Here is a 16,195-nt window from a genome sequence, read left to right on the forward strand (position 1 = left end):
GGGCCCATGTCGATCCGATGACGGCTGGCCGACGGGTGTTGTTATGGCGGGCTGTTTGCCGGGAAGGCCCGTAGATCAAGCGCGGGCGGGGCAAGGTGTTTCTTGGAGGTTATAGGCGACTCGCCAGTCATATTTAAACTGGTGATTCTGATTCAAGCAGCAGAGCGGGTGCCCCGCAAGGCGATGGAGCAGTTTTTTGCCCATCACCGGCTGAACGGTCGTCAGACCTGGCGGATTTCGTCGTCAGTCAGTGCACGATATTGGCCCGGCGCGAGGGTCGCATCCAGTACCAACGGGCCCATGCGCTCGCGATGCAGGCCGATTACCTTGTTATCAAAGTGTCCGAACATGCGCTTCACTTGATGGTAACGACCTTCGATGATGCTCAGCCGCGCCGTTGTTGGCCCAAGCAATTCCAGCTCGGCGGGTTGAGTCGTGAGGTCCTCGAAGGCGAAGTACAGGCCGTCGGCAAAGGTGGTCGCATACTCAGGGCCGATGTCCTGTTCGGTCTCCACGTGGTAGACCTTGGGCAGTTTGGTCTGCGGCTGCGTCAGGCGCCGCGACCATTGGCCGTCGTTGGTGATCAGCATCAGGCCGGTAGTGTTGAAATCCAGGCGACCGGCGATGTGCAGTTCATCTTTGTCCGGCTCGTCGAGTAAATCCAGGACGGTCGGGTGTTGCGGATCCGCCGTGGCGCTCACGCAACCCTGGGGCTTGTGCAGCATGAAGTAGCGCGCCGGTTTGCCCGCCTGCAGCACTTCATCGTCCACGCATACGCGGCTGAATGTCCGCACCTCATGATGAGGATCGCTGACGGCCACGCCGTCGATCGACACGCGCCGCTCAACCAGCAACAGGCGCACTTGCTTGCGATTGAACCGAGGCAGGTTGCTGAGGAAGCGATCAACCCGCATTACGTCGGCTCAGCGCCACGCAACTGCGCATCGACCTGGGCGCAACGCGGGCACAGGCAGGCTGTGTTGCGCAACTCATCGGGCAGGGCTTGGAGCACGGCGGGGTCGATGGTGACGCTGTAACACCAGCAGGCCTGGTCGACCGTACGTGGGTCAGCCAGGGTGCAGTCGTTGCGGGCCCCGCAGGCGGGGCAAAGGGTTGGCGTGGTCATGGGCAGGTTCGGGCTGGATCGGGCAAGGTTGCGGAGAATCCCGCTGTGCCTTGTACGATACAGGGCCGACCCTGCCCGGGCTACTTAGAGCTGGAACTTGCTGACCAGTACGTTGAACGAGGTGGCCAGGCGCGACAGGTCCTGGCTGGACGCGCTGGTCTGATGGGCACCGGCCGCCGTCTGGGTGGACAGGTCCTGAATGTTCAGCAGGTTGCGGTCGACTTCGCGGGCCACCTGGGCCTGTTCTTCCGAGGCGGAGGCGATCACCAGGTTGCGTTCATTGATCTTCGCCACACTGGCGGTGATCCGTTGCAGCGCTTCGCCGGCGTTCTGCGCCAGGGTCTGGGTGTTGTTGGCCCAGGTCAGGCTCTTATTCATTGCCGCAACCGCATCGTCGGCGCCGGTCTGCACTTCACCAATCATCTTTTCAATATCGACCGTGGACGTCTGGGTGCGATGGGCCAGCGCTCGCACTTCATCGGCGACCACCGCAAAGCCACGACCTTGCTCTCCCGCCCGCGCCGCTTCAATGGCGGCGTTGAGGGCCAGCAGGTTGGTCTGGTCGGCGATGCCGCGGATCACATCGATCACCTTGCCGATTTCCCGCACCTGGCCGGCGAGGTCTGCGACCGACTGCGTGGAGTCGTTAATCTCGACCACCATCGAACTCATGCCGGACACGGCCTGTTCCACTTGCTGACGGCCATCTTCGGCTTCGGTGGTGGCCTGGCGCGAGGCTTCAGAGGTCGAGACGGCGTTGCTGGCCACTTCGTCCACGGCTGCGGTCATCTGGTTGACGGCGGTGGCCGCTTGCTGGATCTCATCATTCTGACGGGTCAGGCCACGGCTGCTTTCATCGGTGACCGCACTCAGTTCTTCGGCGGCCGATGCAAGCTGGTCGGACGCGTTGGCGATTTCCACCAGGGTGCTTTTCAAGCCGCCCTGCATATCCGACAGCGCCACCAACAGTTGCCCGGCTTCGTCGGTACGCTCGGTGGTTATGGCTTGGGTCAAGTCGCCCTTGGCAATGCGTTGTGCACTCTGCACGGCCTGAGCGATGGGGCGAGTGATCAGGCGGGTGATCAATACGCCGACAGTCAGGGCGATGATGAAGGCCAGCACAATGCCGCTGATCATCCACGTCAACGCGCTGTTGCGCAGTTCGTCGGCGGCGACCGCCCCCTCTTTGATCTGGCGGTTATTGGATTCGATCATCACGCGGATCAGCTCGCGCGCCTGACGGAAGACTTCATTGTTGGTGGTATTGAGCTGGGTGCGGGCCTCATCGACCTGGTTGCCGTCGAGCAGCGACATGATGCGTTCGGAGCTGCTGATGTAGGTGGGCAGGATCTGGTCGAGTTTGTCTCCCGCTGCGCGTTCATCATCTTCCAGCGGCGTTGCGCGGTAGGTGGCGTACGCAGCTTGGCTGCGCTTGAGTTCCTGGGCGATATCCTGGCGCACGCGTTCACGATCCTGGGCGGACACTTCGCCTTTGCTGGCATCCATCAATCGGTACAGGCCCCGGTTATGGGCCACCAAGCCATTGAGGGTAGCGGCGGTGTTGCTCACGGAAACCAGGTTGTTGGAGAACGTTAGCTCTAATGCCGTGGCGAGGCGCACCACGCCTTTGATGCCCAACAAGCCGACCCCGAGGGTGACCAGCGCACACAGTAGAAATGAAAGCAGCAGCTTGGTTGAGATTTTCATGGCTTGAATCCGACGGTAGTAACGGAGGACGCACGGTAGAGCCTCCCTGGCCTGGTGCAGTGTCATAGTGACATCATCGCAATCGACAAAGTTTCGATCCAGACAAATTAACTGAATCGATAAAGCTTGCGCAGATGTATCAAGCCGTTGCAAGAACGCACCAGATTCCGTTTTTGATGTCAGATATTTCGTCATTCAGCGAAAGCTGGATGCCGCCCTCCCGCGTCGCTGGAGGTGCTCTTCCGCGGTCCAGGAGGCCGCCATGTATCGACGACTGCTGCTCAGCGCTTTACTCGGTCTGACCCTTTCTGCTTGTGTGCCTTATTACGATGGAGGCCAGAGCTACTATCGATCCGAGGTCTACACCTCACCGGCACCGGTGTATTACTACGGGGGTGGCACGGCGTACCCGTACCGCCGTGATTACTACCCTGCGCCGCGCTATTACGCGCCCCAACCGCGTTATTACTCGGCCCCGCGCTACTACCAGCCGGCCCCGCGTTACTACGGACCGCGTGCCGGTTACCGGCCTTATCCGAACCAAGGCTGGGGCGGCGATCGTTGGGGCAATGGCGGGCACGGCCGCGGTGACCATGGAGGCGGTCGCGGCGGTCATCGCTGACCGGTCTGTAGTGCAAGCGGCGCAGGAAGCGCCGCTTTTTATTGGCCACAATTAATCAATAATCGGACAGGTCTGCCAGCGGATGGCGGCCTTCCCACGCCTTATTGAAGTGCGCCTGCACCACCGCCTCCGGAATCGCGTTGATATCCGGCCAATGCCAATGCGGCGCCTGGTCCTTGTCGATCAGCCGCGCACGCACGCCTTCGCTGAATTCGGGGTGACGGCAGCAATTGAGGCTCAGGGTGTATTCCATCTGGAACACCTGCGCCAGGGACAGATGCCGGCCACGCTGGATCTGTTCCCATACCAGGTGCGCGGTCAACGGGCAGCCTCCGCTGAGTGTCTTGCCGGCCCGGCTGAACAGTGGGTCGGCGTGTTCGCGCAATTGACTCAAGGCGCGCCAGGCGCATCGCACATCACCCACGTCCAGCCATTCGTCGATCTGTGCCCGGCGCGGCAGCCATTGTGCTTCGGGTTGCTGATCGACGGCTTCCTGGGCCAGCGCCTTGAGCAGGCTGTTGAGTTGCATCGAGGTCTGTTCCTGCCAGTTCAGCTGCAGCAGGCCATCGAGCAGTTCGTCTTGCTGGTCGTCGCGCAGGAAGCGGTCGGCCAGGCCCAGGTCCAAAGCGTCGCGGCCGTTGATATGGGCACCCGTGAGGCCCAGGAAGAGCCCGAGCTTGCCTGGCAGGCGTGACAGGAACCAACTGGCGCCGACGTCCGGGTACAGGCCGATGCTGATCTCCGGCATGGCCAACCGGCTGCTGGGGGTGACGATGCGCACTGCCGCACTCTGCAGCAGGCCCATGCCGCCACCCAGCACGTAGCCGTGGCCCCAGCAGATCAGCGGTTTGGGGTAGGTGTGCAGGCGGTAATCAAGGCGATACTCCGCGGCAAAAAACTGCGCGGCCAGGTCCGGCACAACCCCTGGCTGTTCCCGGCAGGCCTGCGCCAGGCTGCGGACTTCGCCACCGGCGCAAAACGCTTTGGGGCCGTTGCCGCGCAGCAGTACACAGACGATGTTCGGGTCCTTGGCCCAGGTATCCAGGCGTTCGCCCAGGGCGAGGATCATCGGCAAGGAAAGGGCATTGAGGGATTTTTCAGCGTCGAGGCTGGCGATGCCGATGCGGGCACCGTCGCTGCCGGTCAGCTCTTCGAAGTGCAGGTTCATCGTGACCTCAATCGATACGTTGAAGGATGAGTATGATCGCTTCGTAGGAAAGTGTCGGTGGTGTGTCAGATCAATTGACAAGCGGGGTCGGCTTTCCTAGGGTTCGCCTCATTCTTTTTGACAAGACTATTCAACCATGACCGAAGACGACCGTATCAAACTCGAACCCAGCTGGAAACACGCCCTGCGGGATCAGTTCGAGCAGCCGTACATGGCGCAGTTGCGCGAGTTCCTGCGCCAGGAACATGCCGCCGGCAAAGAGATCTACCCGCCCGGCCCGCTGATTTTCAACGCGCTCAATTCCACGCCGCTGGACAAGGTCAAAGTCGTGATCCTCGGCCAGGACCCGTACCACGGCCCCGGCCAGGCCCACGGCCTGTGCTTCTCGGTGCAACCGGGCGTGCCGGCGCCGCCGTCACTGGTCAATATCTATAAAGAGCTCAAGCGCGACCTGAACATCGACATCCCCAATCACGGCTACCTGCAAAGCTGGGCGGACCAGGGCGTGCTGATGCTCAACACCACCATGACCGTCGAGCGCGCCAACGCCAACGCCCATGCGGGCAAGGGCTGGCAGTTCTTTACCGATCGGATTATCGAAGTGGTCAGCGAGCATCAACCGCACCTGGTGTTTTTGCTGTGGGGCGCCCATGCCCAGAGCAAGCAGAAGCTGATCGATGCCACCAAGCACCTGGTGTTGACCTCGGTGCACCCGTCGCCGCTGTCGGCATATCGCGGGTTCCTCGGGTGCGGGCATTTCAGTCGTACCAACAAGTTTCTTGAGCAGAATGGCGAGACGCCGATCAATTGGGTGTTGCCACCTGCCTGAATCCCTTGGGGCGGCAGGCTGCCGTTCATCGGTAACGGCGGAGCCCTGTTATTTCTGACAGTATCCGCGCGCTTTTTTTGCGCATTCAATAAGTATCCGGACCTGAGCGTGCTGATCGCCCGGGTCGATCCTCGATTGATTGCTCAAGGAGCGTGACCATGTCTGATTCGAACCTGCCCTCAGGCCGGCGGCCCCCTCATGGGTCAAGAGCGGCCACGAAGCCGATGCGTGACCCGACGATACTTGAGCTGGACGCGCCTAACCCTTCCCAGGCACTGGATTTGGAGTGGGACGAAGCAGCTCGGACCTTGCCGCTTGCTCTTCATGATCAGGATCTGGAAGTTACGATTGCACGGGTCTGGCCATTCAACCTCCATGAGGAGGACATGGTGACAACGGTGGAATATCGTTGGAATGGCGACACTGTGCATACCCACCCTATTAAAGGTCCGTACAACCCTGACGACATCTTTCCGTTGGTGCAGTACTTACCCAAATCGATCTTGTCGACCGAGGGCATCCATCGGCTGACTTATAATGTCAGCGCCAGATTGATTGGGCCGAGCGACTCATTTCCAACCTTCGTCAATGTCGACAAAACCGCTCCGAATGGTGGTAACCCTGGCCCGGATGTGCAGGTGGATGACGAGGCTCGCACTGAGGTGACGGATGGGTACTTGGTCACGCACGGTGGCATACCGTTCTGGCTGGTGCGTTGGTTTGATATGCGTATTGGCGATTTGATCTACGTCTATTACGGAACACTTCCTGATCTAAGCCTGGCTGCCACCTTTGTCATTACGAGAGCGCATGTGCAAGGCGCGCCCATCGCGTTCACCCTTCCTGAGGCGCACGTGCGTGCCAGCGGTAGCGGTGACAGGTTCGTGTCCTGTCGGCTTGAGGATCGAGGCGGCAATGTGGGGCAGTTTTCTGATGCACTCAAGCTCAAGGCCTCTCCGGTTGTGTTGCCGGACCTGCCTCGTCCTTACATTGAGCCGGCTGAGCTGACGGGTGTGGTCCTCTTTGAAGATACCTGGCCGCCGAAAGAGCTGGCGGTCACCATCCCTCGGATAGAGGGCGCAGAAGCGGGGGCCAAAATTTACACCTATTGGAATACTCATTCCCTCGGCATCCAAGAGATTGGCGATGTGCAGCACTGGCCGATTCTCAGGCCTGTGCCGTGGTCTGTTATTGCTGCCGGTGGTTTCTCTACGCGTTATCCATTGCGTGTGCGCTATGTGTATGAGCAAGGCAGCGCTTCCAAGCCGTCACCGGACAGCTTTTATGATGTAGATATGCGTGTGGCCGGTCCGGACCCCAGCGGGCCTGATCCGATCAATCGCAAGCTGGCCGTCCCCATCATAAAGGGCAAGACCGGCGACAATGTGCTGACTTCCGTTGATAGCCCCGGGCCGGTGCGGGTAGAAGTGCGATTGTTTGAAAACCCGCAACAAGGCGAACGCCTTGAACTGTGCTGGAACAGCGACGACGTTATCGTCGCGGCCTATGACGTACAGCTGGGGGACGTGGCCGGGAAGTTGATCACGCTGTGGGTGCCCTGGGCAGTGGCGTCGTCCGTCAACCTCGCTGAAGTCTATTACTGGACAGACAACGGCATAAACCGGCAGCGCAGCCCTTCAACGCCTGTACGGGTAACCCTCGACACGCTGACCGGCCTCAAGAGTCCGGTGCTATTGAATGACAGCCCTCTGTTCTTTATTGCGTGCGGTACCAAACCGGAACCTTATGAAGGCGTGTTCATTGGCATACTCTGGGATTTTACTCATTTCAGTACCGGTGATTACGTGCATTTATATTGGAAAAGTTACCCGTCAAAAAATGGCAGTGGTGAGCCCTTCAGTGGTACCGAGGTGAGTTTTGAGCATCGCCTGACATCGGATGATCGTGACAGAGGCCAAGTTGAGATCCGTATCGAGCCATTCAGCTTGATCACATTGCCGGGTTTGGTGAAGGATTTCGGCTCGGCGGTTGTGCAGTATCGTCTGTTCAAGGCAGCGGGGGAGACCGGGTTGTCCTCCAGGAAACTTATCTATATCGATTTGAAGATACCGGGTGGTGGAACGTGCCTGGGGCCGCATAGTGGCGGCGTTTAAACGTTGGCTGAAATAAAAGAGGGCGAAAGCCCTCTTTTTTATTTATGAAAAATCTGATGATGTTTTTGCATTGGAGTGAGCCGAAGACTTAGGTTTGTTTAGAGTAATTGGTGTTAAAGGTGTTTGGTTTTTAGCGTGTTTGTTATTAAGGCAGCTGTTTAGGTGGTCTGTCATTCAGATGCATAGTTTGTGCATTTGTGCAGCTGTCAAGTTTCACAGGCTGTGCAAGTTGATTGAGTGATGTCTAATTAAGCTCTCATCCCTCGCGTGCGTCGGGTGACGAGCGTGAATCATTTAACTTACAGGAGTAAGCAGTGATGGCTAAGTCAAATAACACTCAAGCAGCTTCAGTCGATCAAAAAAAGAAGTCGAAGGGCAACGATAGTAGCGCTACTCAATGCGTCAATCCCTTGGAGGCCCCTGTTCCCCATGGTCTTGCGCCCCACGGACCTAGAGCTGTGGATGACCTCAGAGTTACCAATGCCCTGCCTCCAGTGGTCGGTTTACCGCCTAATCTGATGAAAACTATCGTTGCGCAAACGGAAGGCGTCAAGCTTGAAGTTGATATGTGGGACGATACCTTTCCGCTTCCTGGAAGCAACCCTGATGTGTTTCGGTTGTTCGTGAATGGCGTCGTTTATGGAGATCCTATAGAACGACCTAAGCCATTGTCGAGTCTGGTTTGGCCATTGGCAGTAACTATCAAAGATGTCGATGTATCGAACCATGGGGAGTATCGTGTCAGTTATGAGATCGCTTTGGGATCGGGGGGTAACGAGCAGTCCAACACTACATTGGTGAACGTCGATACTATTGGCCCTGCCGGTGGGATTTTATTGGATGCTGTGACGTTGACAGGCGGTGCAGTAGGTGGGAAGGTCACGCTGGAGTCACTGGCCGCGAATGGCGATGCACTTGATATTACTGTTCCAGGGCGTCTAATTGCACGTGCAATGGATGAGCTTTGGTTGTATGGGAATGTTACAGATGCGGATCCAATAAAAGTTGTTAGCAGTCTGCCGGTTAATACTTTGCCTGTCGTTGTCTCTCTCACTAAAGATGAAGTTGTCGCTAAGGGGTCACGTGTAGAGCACCTGTCGTTCCGTTACTTTGACTACTCCGAGAACTCAACAATTTATCCGACGAAGTTGAGAGAGGTTGAGTATCTTTTAACGCCCCAGCCGACGAACTTGACCGACCCCGCAGTACCGGCGGCACCGTTGGACCTTCGGGACGCGCAGTTGAAATTGGCGGAAGTGTATATTTTTGGCTGGACCAATTATAGACCTGGCCAAACCCTGAACATCGACTTGGGTGGGCACGTGTTCCCGGCTGCATTGTCGTCCGAGCCGACCCTTGCAAACCCCGCAAAGATTGAAATTCCATGGCTCATTCTCTTCGCGGCCTATGGGATCACTGTTGCCGGTACAGCCAACCTACGTTACCAAGTGGTGGATGGCGGCACGGCTTCAGCATGGTCCAACTCTATTTCGGTGGCTGCAGACTTCCGGTCAGCCGCTGGAGAACCTGGAGGCCCCGGTCCCATCCGGGATTACCTGCCGCAGATTACGGTAACCTCCTTCGACGGACTCACCAACGAGATTGGACCGGGTGATGACGGCCCTGCTACCGCCGCATTTGGTGTGTATATCGGAGCGATGCCAGGGCACCAACTTCAGCTCTACTGGGACGGGATACCGATTTTCACCCCCACCCCTCATACCGTGACGCAGCCTGAAATTGACTCAGGGGCGTTTTCCTTCACTATTCCTGCCTCAATCATCGCTGCCGGCCTTAACGGACTGGACAAAGCCGTCTGGTACAGCCTGACGAATGGTGTGAACCCCAACATGGACACGTCCCTGTCTACGCCGGTTGATGTGTTTGCCAGTGAACTGACGAACCTGGCGCTGGCACAATTCCCTAAATCCGTGAGTGCGGGCGGCACCTTGCGCTCGATCAGTTGCAAGCAGTTTGTTGAGCTTGGCATTGACACAAGAATCAAGGATGCGGTCAATCTGAAAACAGGTGACACGATCAGGCGTTTCTGGACCCTGTATGGAGAGGGCTTGGAGTCCTCCAACATACTGGTCCAAGCAGAAATGCTGCCTCCGATTGTGGTCGTAAATGATCACAGCCTGCCGGGCCACAATGGCGAAGAATTCGTCGCGGATTTCGCCACGTATGTCCAGCCGGCGATTTTGGGGCGAGTAGAGTTCTATTACACCGTACTCAAAGCCGACGGGGTGACGACAGGCCAATCCCTACCGACGATTCTCTATGTCAGCCGCCGTAACGCCGATACCACCGTTTGCGGTGCTCTGCCTACTCCTTAAACGCGTCGCCCGGTATGAACCGTCATGGGTAGCCGTGACGGTTTGTACCGTTCTTTTTTAGCGAGCCCCTGCAGGCTCAAATTTCACGACCTGCTGTGATTAAGGAAAGTCCTACGTCGCCTTGGACGATCCCTACATGAACCTCCCTGCCTGATCCGTACCCTTGCCGCTTCTGAAAGCCAGAGTCGATGGACCTTTAAATCGCTTGGCTTGTTCAGTCACCGACTAGAGGTACTTAAGCATGTCCACTGAAAAAACATTTCTTCTTTCTCGTTTATCACTAGCTATTAGAGTATTGGCCGTCATGCCTGTCGCCTTGGCGGCGACACAGGTCAAGGCGTTGAATATCTACCCTGGGCAAAACGTCGTCATTGACGCTGACACGTTAGTTGATCGCTACCACGTGACGGAGGCCACCCTGACCTCGAATGGGGCCAGGATCCTGGGGGTTAAAGCCTATGATTCGACCTTTACGATGAGCGGTGGCACTGTCAAGAACACCGCCGGTACTGAAGTGGGTGTGGCGCTTTATGGCAGTAAAGGTACCGTGCGCGATGCTTCGATCTACAGCGGCGGTGCCGAAGGCATGATTGTCGGCACCAATTCGGACCGCGGCTCTGCCGTGGAAGTGTTCGATAGCGACGTGACTGGCGCCACAGATGGCATTGTGCTCAGCGGCTCCAGCACTTTGGCCCTGCATAACACTCAGGTCAGCGGTGCAAACGCTGGTTTGAGAGCGTACGACGGGCAATTGACCACCCAGGGCGGCCGAATTTACGGCGGCACCAACGGCATTGTGGCGTATCGCCTGCCTACGGTGGATAACCCCTCCGTGCTGAACCTCAACCAGACTGAAGTGGTGGGCGGAACAGGGGCTGCCATCCTGGTGGACTACCCCGGTGGCACCGAGATCAACATCAACAATGGCACGACCTTGGTCGGCGGCAACGGCAACATGCTTGAGCTTGCCCACGGCGGCGCGGCCGATGTCAATGTCTCTAACACGACGCTGGGTGGCAATATCCAAGTCGGCAAAGACAGCGCCCTGGACATGAACATGGATTTCGCCTTCATGAACGGCGACATCATCAACAGCGGCGGCAGCGCCAACGTTGGCCTGAACAATGGCTCGGTGCTGACCGGTCGCCTGGACAATGTCGACAAACTGTCGGTCAACAGCGACGCCACCTGGGTGATGGTGGATGGTCAACAAGCGCTCAACACATTGTCGATGAACGGCGGTAACGTTAAGTTCGGCGAGTCCGGAGCCTTCTATAAGCTGGACGTGGCTAACCTCTCCGGCACCGGCGGTACGTTCATCATGAAGGCGGATTTCGGCTCGCTGACCGGCGACTTCCTAAACGTCACGGGCACGTCTGCTGGTCACCATCAGTTGCTGCTCGCCGCCACGGGGGCCGACCCGTTGAACGAGCGCCTGCACATGGTGCACACCGCCGACGGTGTGGCGGATTTCAGCCTGGTGGGCGGTCGGGTCGACCGCGGTACCTATTCTTACGACCTGGCGGCGGATAACCAGAATCATGATTGGTACCTGGACCCGGATAGCAAGGTCATCAGCCCGAGCACCAACTCGGTGTTGGCCTTGTTCAACGCGGCGCCGAGCGTGTTGTTGGGGGAAATGACTAACCTGCGTACGCGCATGGGCGAACTGCGTTTCAACGGTGGACAGACCGCTGGCTTGTGGACCCGTGCCTACGGCAATAAGTATGAAGTGTCCAACGACAAGACTGGCTTGGGTTATAACCAGACCCAACGCGGTTTCACTTTGGGTGCGGATGCACCGCTGGAGGCCGGCGATGGGCAGTGGCTGATCGGTGCAATGGCCGGCCACAGCCAATCGGACCTGGACTTGAACCTGGGCAGCAAAGCCACCATCAACAGCTACTACGTGGGCGGCTATGCAACGTGGCTGGATAGCGAAAGCGGCTTTTACTTCGACGGCGTGCTCAAGTTCAACCGCCTGCACAATGAGTCCAACGTGGCCATGAGCGATGGCAAGAAGAGCAAGGGCAACTACACGCAAAATGCCACAGGTGCCTCGGCTGAGTTCGGTCGTCATATCACGCTGGATGACGGCTATTTCGTCGAACCCTACGGCCAATTGGCGGCGGTGATCACCCAGGCCCAGAGCTACACACTGGACAACGGCCTGAGCGCCAAGGGGGATCGTTCGAGTTCGGTGATCGGTGAGTTGGGCGTCACTGCCGGCAATAATATCCAACTCGACAGCGGCGGCGTGCTGCAGCCTTACTTGAAAGCCGCAGTCACCCATGAGTTCGACCAGAGCAACAAAGTGTTTGTCAACGACAACTCGTTCAACAACGACCTGTCGGGCTCACGTTTGAAGCTGGGGGCGGGTATGGCGATGTCGGTGTCGCAGAACTTGAGCATGCATGCGGACCTGGAGCGCAGCGTGGGCAAGAACATCAAGCAACCCCTGGGTGTGAATGTGGGGCTGCGCTACGCGTTCTAAGCGCGGCCGGTGCAGTACTTTCCGCTTGTCGGACAAACCGCCAACCTGTCAAATCTGACAGTAGGCGGTTTATTTTTTTGGGGGCTAACTGGAGGGGCATTCCTAATCAGGAGATTCCCATGCATCATTTTATGAGTAAGAAAGTTATGCGTACTGTCCCCAAGGTATTACTGGCGGCAGGTGTCGCTGTGCTGCTTGCCGCTTGTGCCAGTGGCCCTTCCGAGACGGTGTCGAGTGAGTACCCAGGGCTTGATCCTGTCTGCACTCGTGCAGGCACCTTCAAAAGCATATCGCCGGGTTGGTATTACACCTGCAGGTACGACACTAATTCCCAGCGGTGGATAAGGCAGCCAAGACAGTGCCCGGCTGGACAAGATTTCAATGAAACTCTTCAACGATGCATACCCAGATAATAACCCATTGAAAGGCCTCTCTTCCTGACGGTAGAGAGGCCTTTTTTATTGCCTTCAATGTGCTGCTGTCGGGTGGCTATGTCGCCACCCGGCAGCGGTCTTGAGCAATGAATCTATGGCCGCTCCACAACCAAAATATCATCCAGTGAAAACTCTGCCCCTGAGGTAATACTCTTGAAGTAGATGCGCATAGGCAAGAACTGAGAGGGAACCCCGGCAGGCAATGCAAAGGTCCGGGAGTGTGAGGTCCACACACCGGGATTAACATGGGTGAAAGATTGTGACTGAGTGCCGAACTCTATGAATACCTGGGGTAGATAGGGGTTCAAGTCCACCTTCATTTTGAAGCTCAAGTCGTAGGTTTTACCGCTCTTGATATAAAAGGTTTTAATGACGCCGGGAAAGAGAGGGCTGCCATTATTGAGTTTCACATACCAGAAATTGTTGTTGTTGACGTTTCTGATCGCGCCCAAGACATTGATGATGTTGACCCAGCCATTCCAGGACAATAACTCAAAGTCTGTCAAATCATAGAGCCGAAGCGCTGTGATGGTGTAGTTGCTCGACGGAAAGGGCTTGGCGGTCAGTTCATTTGAATCGCCATTGAAAGTGACGGCTGCCGTTGCCGTCACCTGGCTGCTATCCGCAAGTACGGTAAACCAATCACGCATTGCCTTTTCATTCACTATCCCATTATCGACCTGCGTCTGGTCGATCGGATGGCCGTTCAGCAGTGTCAAAGGGGTTGCGCCAACACTATGGAGTTTGAGCCAGATCCGTTGGCCCTTCCGGCTCAACGTCCAGCGCACCAGGCTCACCCAGCAATCGGTGTTGAATGTATTCAAGTCGATGGTTGAGCCGGATGGCAGGCCATTGAGTCTTGGCTGCGGCAGTGGATTGCCGCCGGGTAATTCATTGAAGTCCAGTACGCGCAGATTCAGCACCCTTGAGTCATCGGTGACGCCGTTGGTTGTGACGTGATACTGAAGACGCAGGACGCTTCCAATGTAGTCGCCGATGACGCTGTTGGAGAATTTGAAATCGACGAAACCCGTAGTTGGGTTGCCGTATTGGGGCGTTATGGACGGCAGCGTCGCACCGGGCTTGCCTTGCAGTTCGAGCTTGATGAAGTCGTTCGAAGACATCGGTGCAAATTGCACGCGTACCGTCACCTCTGGCGTGTTGTCAGCAATGACCGGGTTGATGGTCGCGTTTCCGTCGTCCACGGGGGTGCTGTTGTAAACCAAAGGCGCGGGCAAATGGCGCACTGCGAGGATCTTCATGGGTACGGTGTTCGACGTGCGTGGTGCAACGCCTGGGCGGGCGCGGTCGTAGAAAATATTCATGCTTTGATTGAGCAGGATGTACTGGCGCTTAAGCGTGAAAGGCAGCGGCCGGTCTTTCCAAATGTTTGAGACAAAGAAGGGTTGTGGCGGAGCGCTTCCACCTGGCGCAGTGCCTTCAGCGTGCAGGGTGACCGTATCCCCCACTTTGATATCGTTGTGGGGGTCAACCTCAATGGTGGCATCACCGGTGGATTGGTTCGGATCAAATACGTAATCAGGCGGCGGAGCCTCATGCACCCTCGGTTCGGGCAGTACGGCCGTAGAGGCACCGACATAAACGGTTGTGTCCGGGGATGGTATTGTTCCCTCGCTATTCTGACGGGTATAAGAAGCAGTCAGGCTGCCACCTGCCAATTTGGCAATATCACCCTCGGGGCCATTGATAATCGAGAACACCACATTGCCTGTACCTGCATTTTTGAATTCTTCGTGGTAGTAAAATTTACCGTTAGGGTAGCGGCCCAACAGCTTCAGCGTGATGCGGTCAAAGAAGTCCTGTCCATGATATTTACGGATGTCGATGTTAATGATGGGGGTATCCGCAATCAGAATCCCATCGACAGCCTCCCGAAATGTCGGGGCGTAAAGCCCACCGGGAATGGCGGTGCCGATCACACTGACCAGCGTGAGGTGTGAGCCTCTATTCGGCGCGCCAAAGCGGATTCGCTCATAGCGAAGTCGAGCCTGCCCTCTGATCAACGGTATCAGGTCGCTTACCGGGCATGGAATTCTGAGTTGGCGCGTCGTGGTGGATGTCAGTGGATCGGAACTGTAGGTTTTCCTCACCGTTTGCCCATCCGCCGTCCTGCCGGTGAGGGTCACCTTGATCACGTCGCCCAATCGGTAGCCGTTACCCGCGATTGGAACGACGATCGTCACAAAATCGCCACTGACTTCATCGAGGTTGAGGATGTCTTCCGGAGCCTCATCGAAGAAGCAATGGGGCAACAATGGCTCTGAACCATCGTTCAGGAAGACCTCGAGGAATTCGGCGACCGACCAGCCATCCGAGTAGTTTCCGCACTCATCAATCACGTTCCACTCAGCGACGTGAGAGCCGCTGCCGATCTGAAGCCAGTGTTCGATGCACAGCCTGAAGACAATGTCGTCATGGTGATCCGCTTCTGGCTGCGACACGGTGTGCTCGAATAGTGCGTCGCCGATTTTCAGGCGAACAACATCACGCACCGCGCGGTGGGTGCGTGGTGACAATGAGGTATCGGCAGGGTAGTAGGGGACGCGAATCTCTATGCAGTTTTGGGCATCTTCTTCTGTAACGCCAAAGTCGAGAAACGCTTGGGGAATGATCGGCTTGGGCAGGTTCGTGTTTACAAAACTGTAGCCGTCCGGGTTGTCCCCGGCGGGTTTCACCTTATCAACCTTCAGTGCGAATTTTCTTGTTTCTCCTACCGCCAGGCCGAGGCGTGTCACCCGGAAGAACACCGGATAGACATTACCGTCGGTGATCGCACCCGACGGTACGAACAGGGGAATCACCTCAGCGTTATCCACTTCATGCTGGTGGATGGTGGTGGATGCGACGGGGTTGCTCAGATCGCCCCAGAACAGTTCCACGAAATCCAGGGCTGCCATCTCCAGAAATGGCAGCAAGGCAATCAGTAGTCCCTCCTTGTGCATCGTGATCGCGACGAGATTGATACCTGCATCGACGCCTTGCACCGGCTGGGTATTTGCGGGGATGTACAGTACCAAATCTTCGAGGCGAACCTTTTTGAAGGCTTCCGTCGAATTGAGAGACAGGTCGGAGGGGCATGGCACCAGGTAACGAGGGTCGATGAAAGTACGCTGCACGGGCGGCGTCTTTTCAGGTGGCTGCTGGTTTGAGTAAGACGCAAGCAGTGAGCGCCCTTCTGGGAGCTTGATCAAGCGCTGGTTTGGATGGTTGGAAAGCTCTTCGTCGTTACCCATGATGAAACCCTCTGCAGTCAGTGAGGAACTCAATGTCTACGGCCCATATACTGAGTGGGAGTAGTTGCGAAGAGGTGTAACGCGGAATCTGGGGAGCAACCAGCTGTGAGA

10 protein-coding genes are annotated in these 16,195 nt (G+C 57.0%); 5 read left to right on the forward strand and 5 right to left on the reverse strand.

Translation table 11 applies throughout. The features are described 5' to 3' along the window. Positions 1-221: 221 nt before the first annotated feature. From AC3ZU9_RS16260 to AC3ZU9_RS16270, 3 genes are all read right to left on the reverse strand, one after another. The gene (locus tag AC3ZU9_RS16260) at positions 222-914 is read right to left on the reverse strand and encodes a pseudouridine synthase (RefSeq protein WP_046034518.1); all 693 of its coding nucleotides are present in this window, start codon (positions 912-914) and stop codon (positions 222-224) included. After that, positions 914-1,126 (reverse strand): cysteine-rich CWC family protein, encoded by a 213-nt coding sequence (locus AC3ZU9_RS16265; protein ID WP_046034519.1) that lies wholly within the window; start codon positions 1,124-1,126, stop codon positions 914-916. The genes AC3ZU9_RS16260 and AC3ZU9_RS16265 overlap by 1 nt, the downstream gene beginning before the upstream one ends. Positions 1,127-1,210: 84 nt before the next feature. After that, positions 1,211-2,833, reverse strand: coding sequence for a methyl-accepting chemotaxis protein (locus AC3ZU9_RS16270; protein WP_046034520.1), 1,623 nt, complete (start codon positions 2,831-2,833; stop codon positions 1,211-1,213). A gap of 262 nt (positions 2,834-3,095) precedes the next feature. Between AC3ZU9_RS16270 and AC3ZU9_RS16275 the strand changes: the two genes are divergently transcribed. Next, on the forward strand, positions 3,096-3,455 hold the full coding sequence (locus AC3ZU9_RS16275) for a hypothetical protein (RefSeq protein ID WP_012722742.1): 360 nt from the start codon (positions 3,096-3,098) through the stop codon (positions 3,453-3,455). A gap of 55 nt (positions 3,456-3,510) precedes the next feature. Here AC3ZU9_RS16275 and dspII read toward each other — a convergent pair whose 3' ends face one another. Further along, a complete protein-coding gene (dspII, locus tag AC3ZU9_RS16280; RefSeq protein ID WP_490090982.1) occupies positions 3,511-4,623 on the reverse strand; it encodes an enoyl-CoA hydratase/isomerase DspII in 1,113 nt (370 codons plus the stop codon). Positions 4,624-4,759: 136 nt separating this feature from the next. Here dspII and ung point away from each other — a divergent pair, with 136 nt between their 5' ends. From ung to AC3ZU9_RS16300, 4 genes are all read left to right on the forward strand, one after another. Further along, positions 4,760-5,452, forward strand: coding sequence for a uracil-DNA glycosylase (gene ung / locus AC3ZU9_RS16285; RefSeq protein WP_093543931.1), 693 nt, complete (start codon positions 4,760-4,762; stop codon positions 5,450-5,452). 158 nt (positions 5,453-5,610) lie between these two features. After that, a complete protein-coding gene (locus tag AC3ZU9_RS16290) occupies positions 5,611-7,566 on the forward strand; it encodes a hypothetical protein (protein ID WP_490090983.1) in 1,956 nt (651 codons plus the stop codon). Positions 7,567-7,883: 317 nt separating this feature from the next. Beyond that, on the forward strand, positions 7,884-9,902 hold the full coding sequence (locus tag AC3ZU9_RS16295; protein WP_490090984.1) for a hypothetical protein: 2,019 nt from the start codon (positions 7,884-7,886) through the stop codon (positions 9,900-9,902). 304 nt (positions 9,903-10,206) lie between these two features. Further along, positions 10,207-12,396, forward strand: a complete 2,190-nt coding sequence (locus tag AC3ZU9_RS16300) for an autotransporter outer membrane beta-barrel domain-containing protein (protein WP_371914026.1) — start codon at positions 10,207-10,209, stop codon at positions 12,394-12,396. A 526-nt stretch (positions 12,397-12,922) separates the two neighbouring features. Here AC3ZU9_RS16300 and AC3ZU9_RS16305 read toward each other — a convergent pair. Next, entirely contained in the window at positions 12,923-16,084 is a 3,162-nt protein-coding gene (locus tag AC3ZU9_RS16305) for a hypothetical protein (RefSeq protein ID WP_490090985.1), read from the reverse strand. Between the last annotated feature and the right edge of the window lie 111 nt (positions 16,085-16,195).

The organism is Pseudomonas sp. A39 (assembly GCF_058145955.1).

Bases quoted from the DNA above. Each gene is read 5' to 3' on its own strand.
- AC3ZU9_RS16260 (WP_046034518.1), bottom strand. From the start codon at position 914: ATGCGGGTTGATCGCTTCCTCAGCAACCTGCCTCGGTTCAATCGCAAG.
- AC3ZU9_RS16265 (WP_046034519.1), bottom strand. From the start codon at position 1,126: ATGACCACGCCAACCCTTTGCCCCGCCTGCGGGGCCCGCAACGACTGC.
- AC3ZU9_RS16270 (WP_046034520.1), bottom strand. From the start codon at position 2,833: ATGAAAATCTCAACCAAGCTGCTGCTTTCATTTCTACTGTGTGCGCTG.
- AC3ZU9_RS16275 (WP_012722742.1), top strand. From the start codon at position 3,096: ATGTATCGACGACTGCTGCTCAGCGCTTTACTCGGTCTGACCCTTTCT.
- dspII (WP_490090982.1), bottom strand. From the start codon at position 4,623: ATGAACCTGCACTTCGAAGAGCTGACCGGCAGCGACGGTGCCCGCATC.
- ung (WP_093543931.1), top strand. From the start codon at position 4,760: ATGACCGAAGACGACCGTATCAAACTCGAACCCAGCTGGAAACACGCC.
- AC3ZU9_RS16290 (WP_490090983.1), top strand. From the start codon at position 5,611: ATGTCTGATTCGAACCTGCCCTCAGGCCGGCGGCCCCCTCATGGGTCA.
- AC3ZU9_RS16295 (WP_490090984.1), top strand. From the start codon at position 7,884: ATGGCTAAGTCAAATAACACTCAAGCAGCTTCAGTCGATCAAAAAAAG.
- AC3ZU9_RS16300 (WP_371914026.1), top strand. From the start codon at position 10,207: ATGCCTGTCGCCTTGGCGGCGACACAGGTCAAGGCGTTGAATATCTAC.
- AC3ZU9_RS16305 (WP_490090985.1), bottom strand. From the start codon at position 16,084: ATGGGTAACGACGAAGAGCTTTCCAACCATCCAAACCAGCGCTTGATC.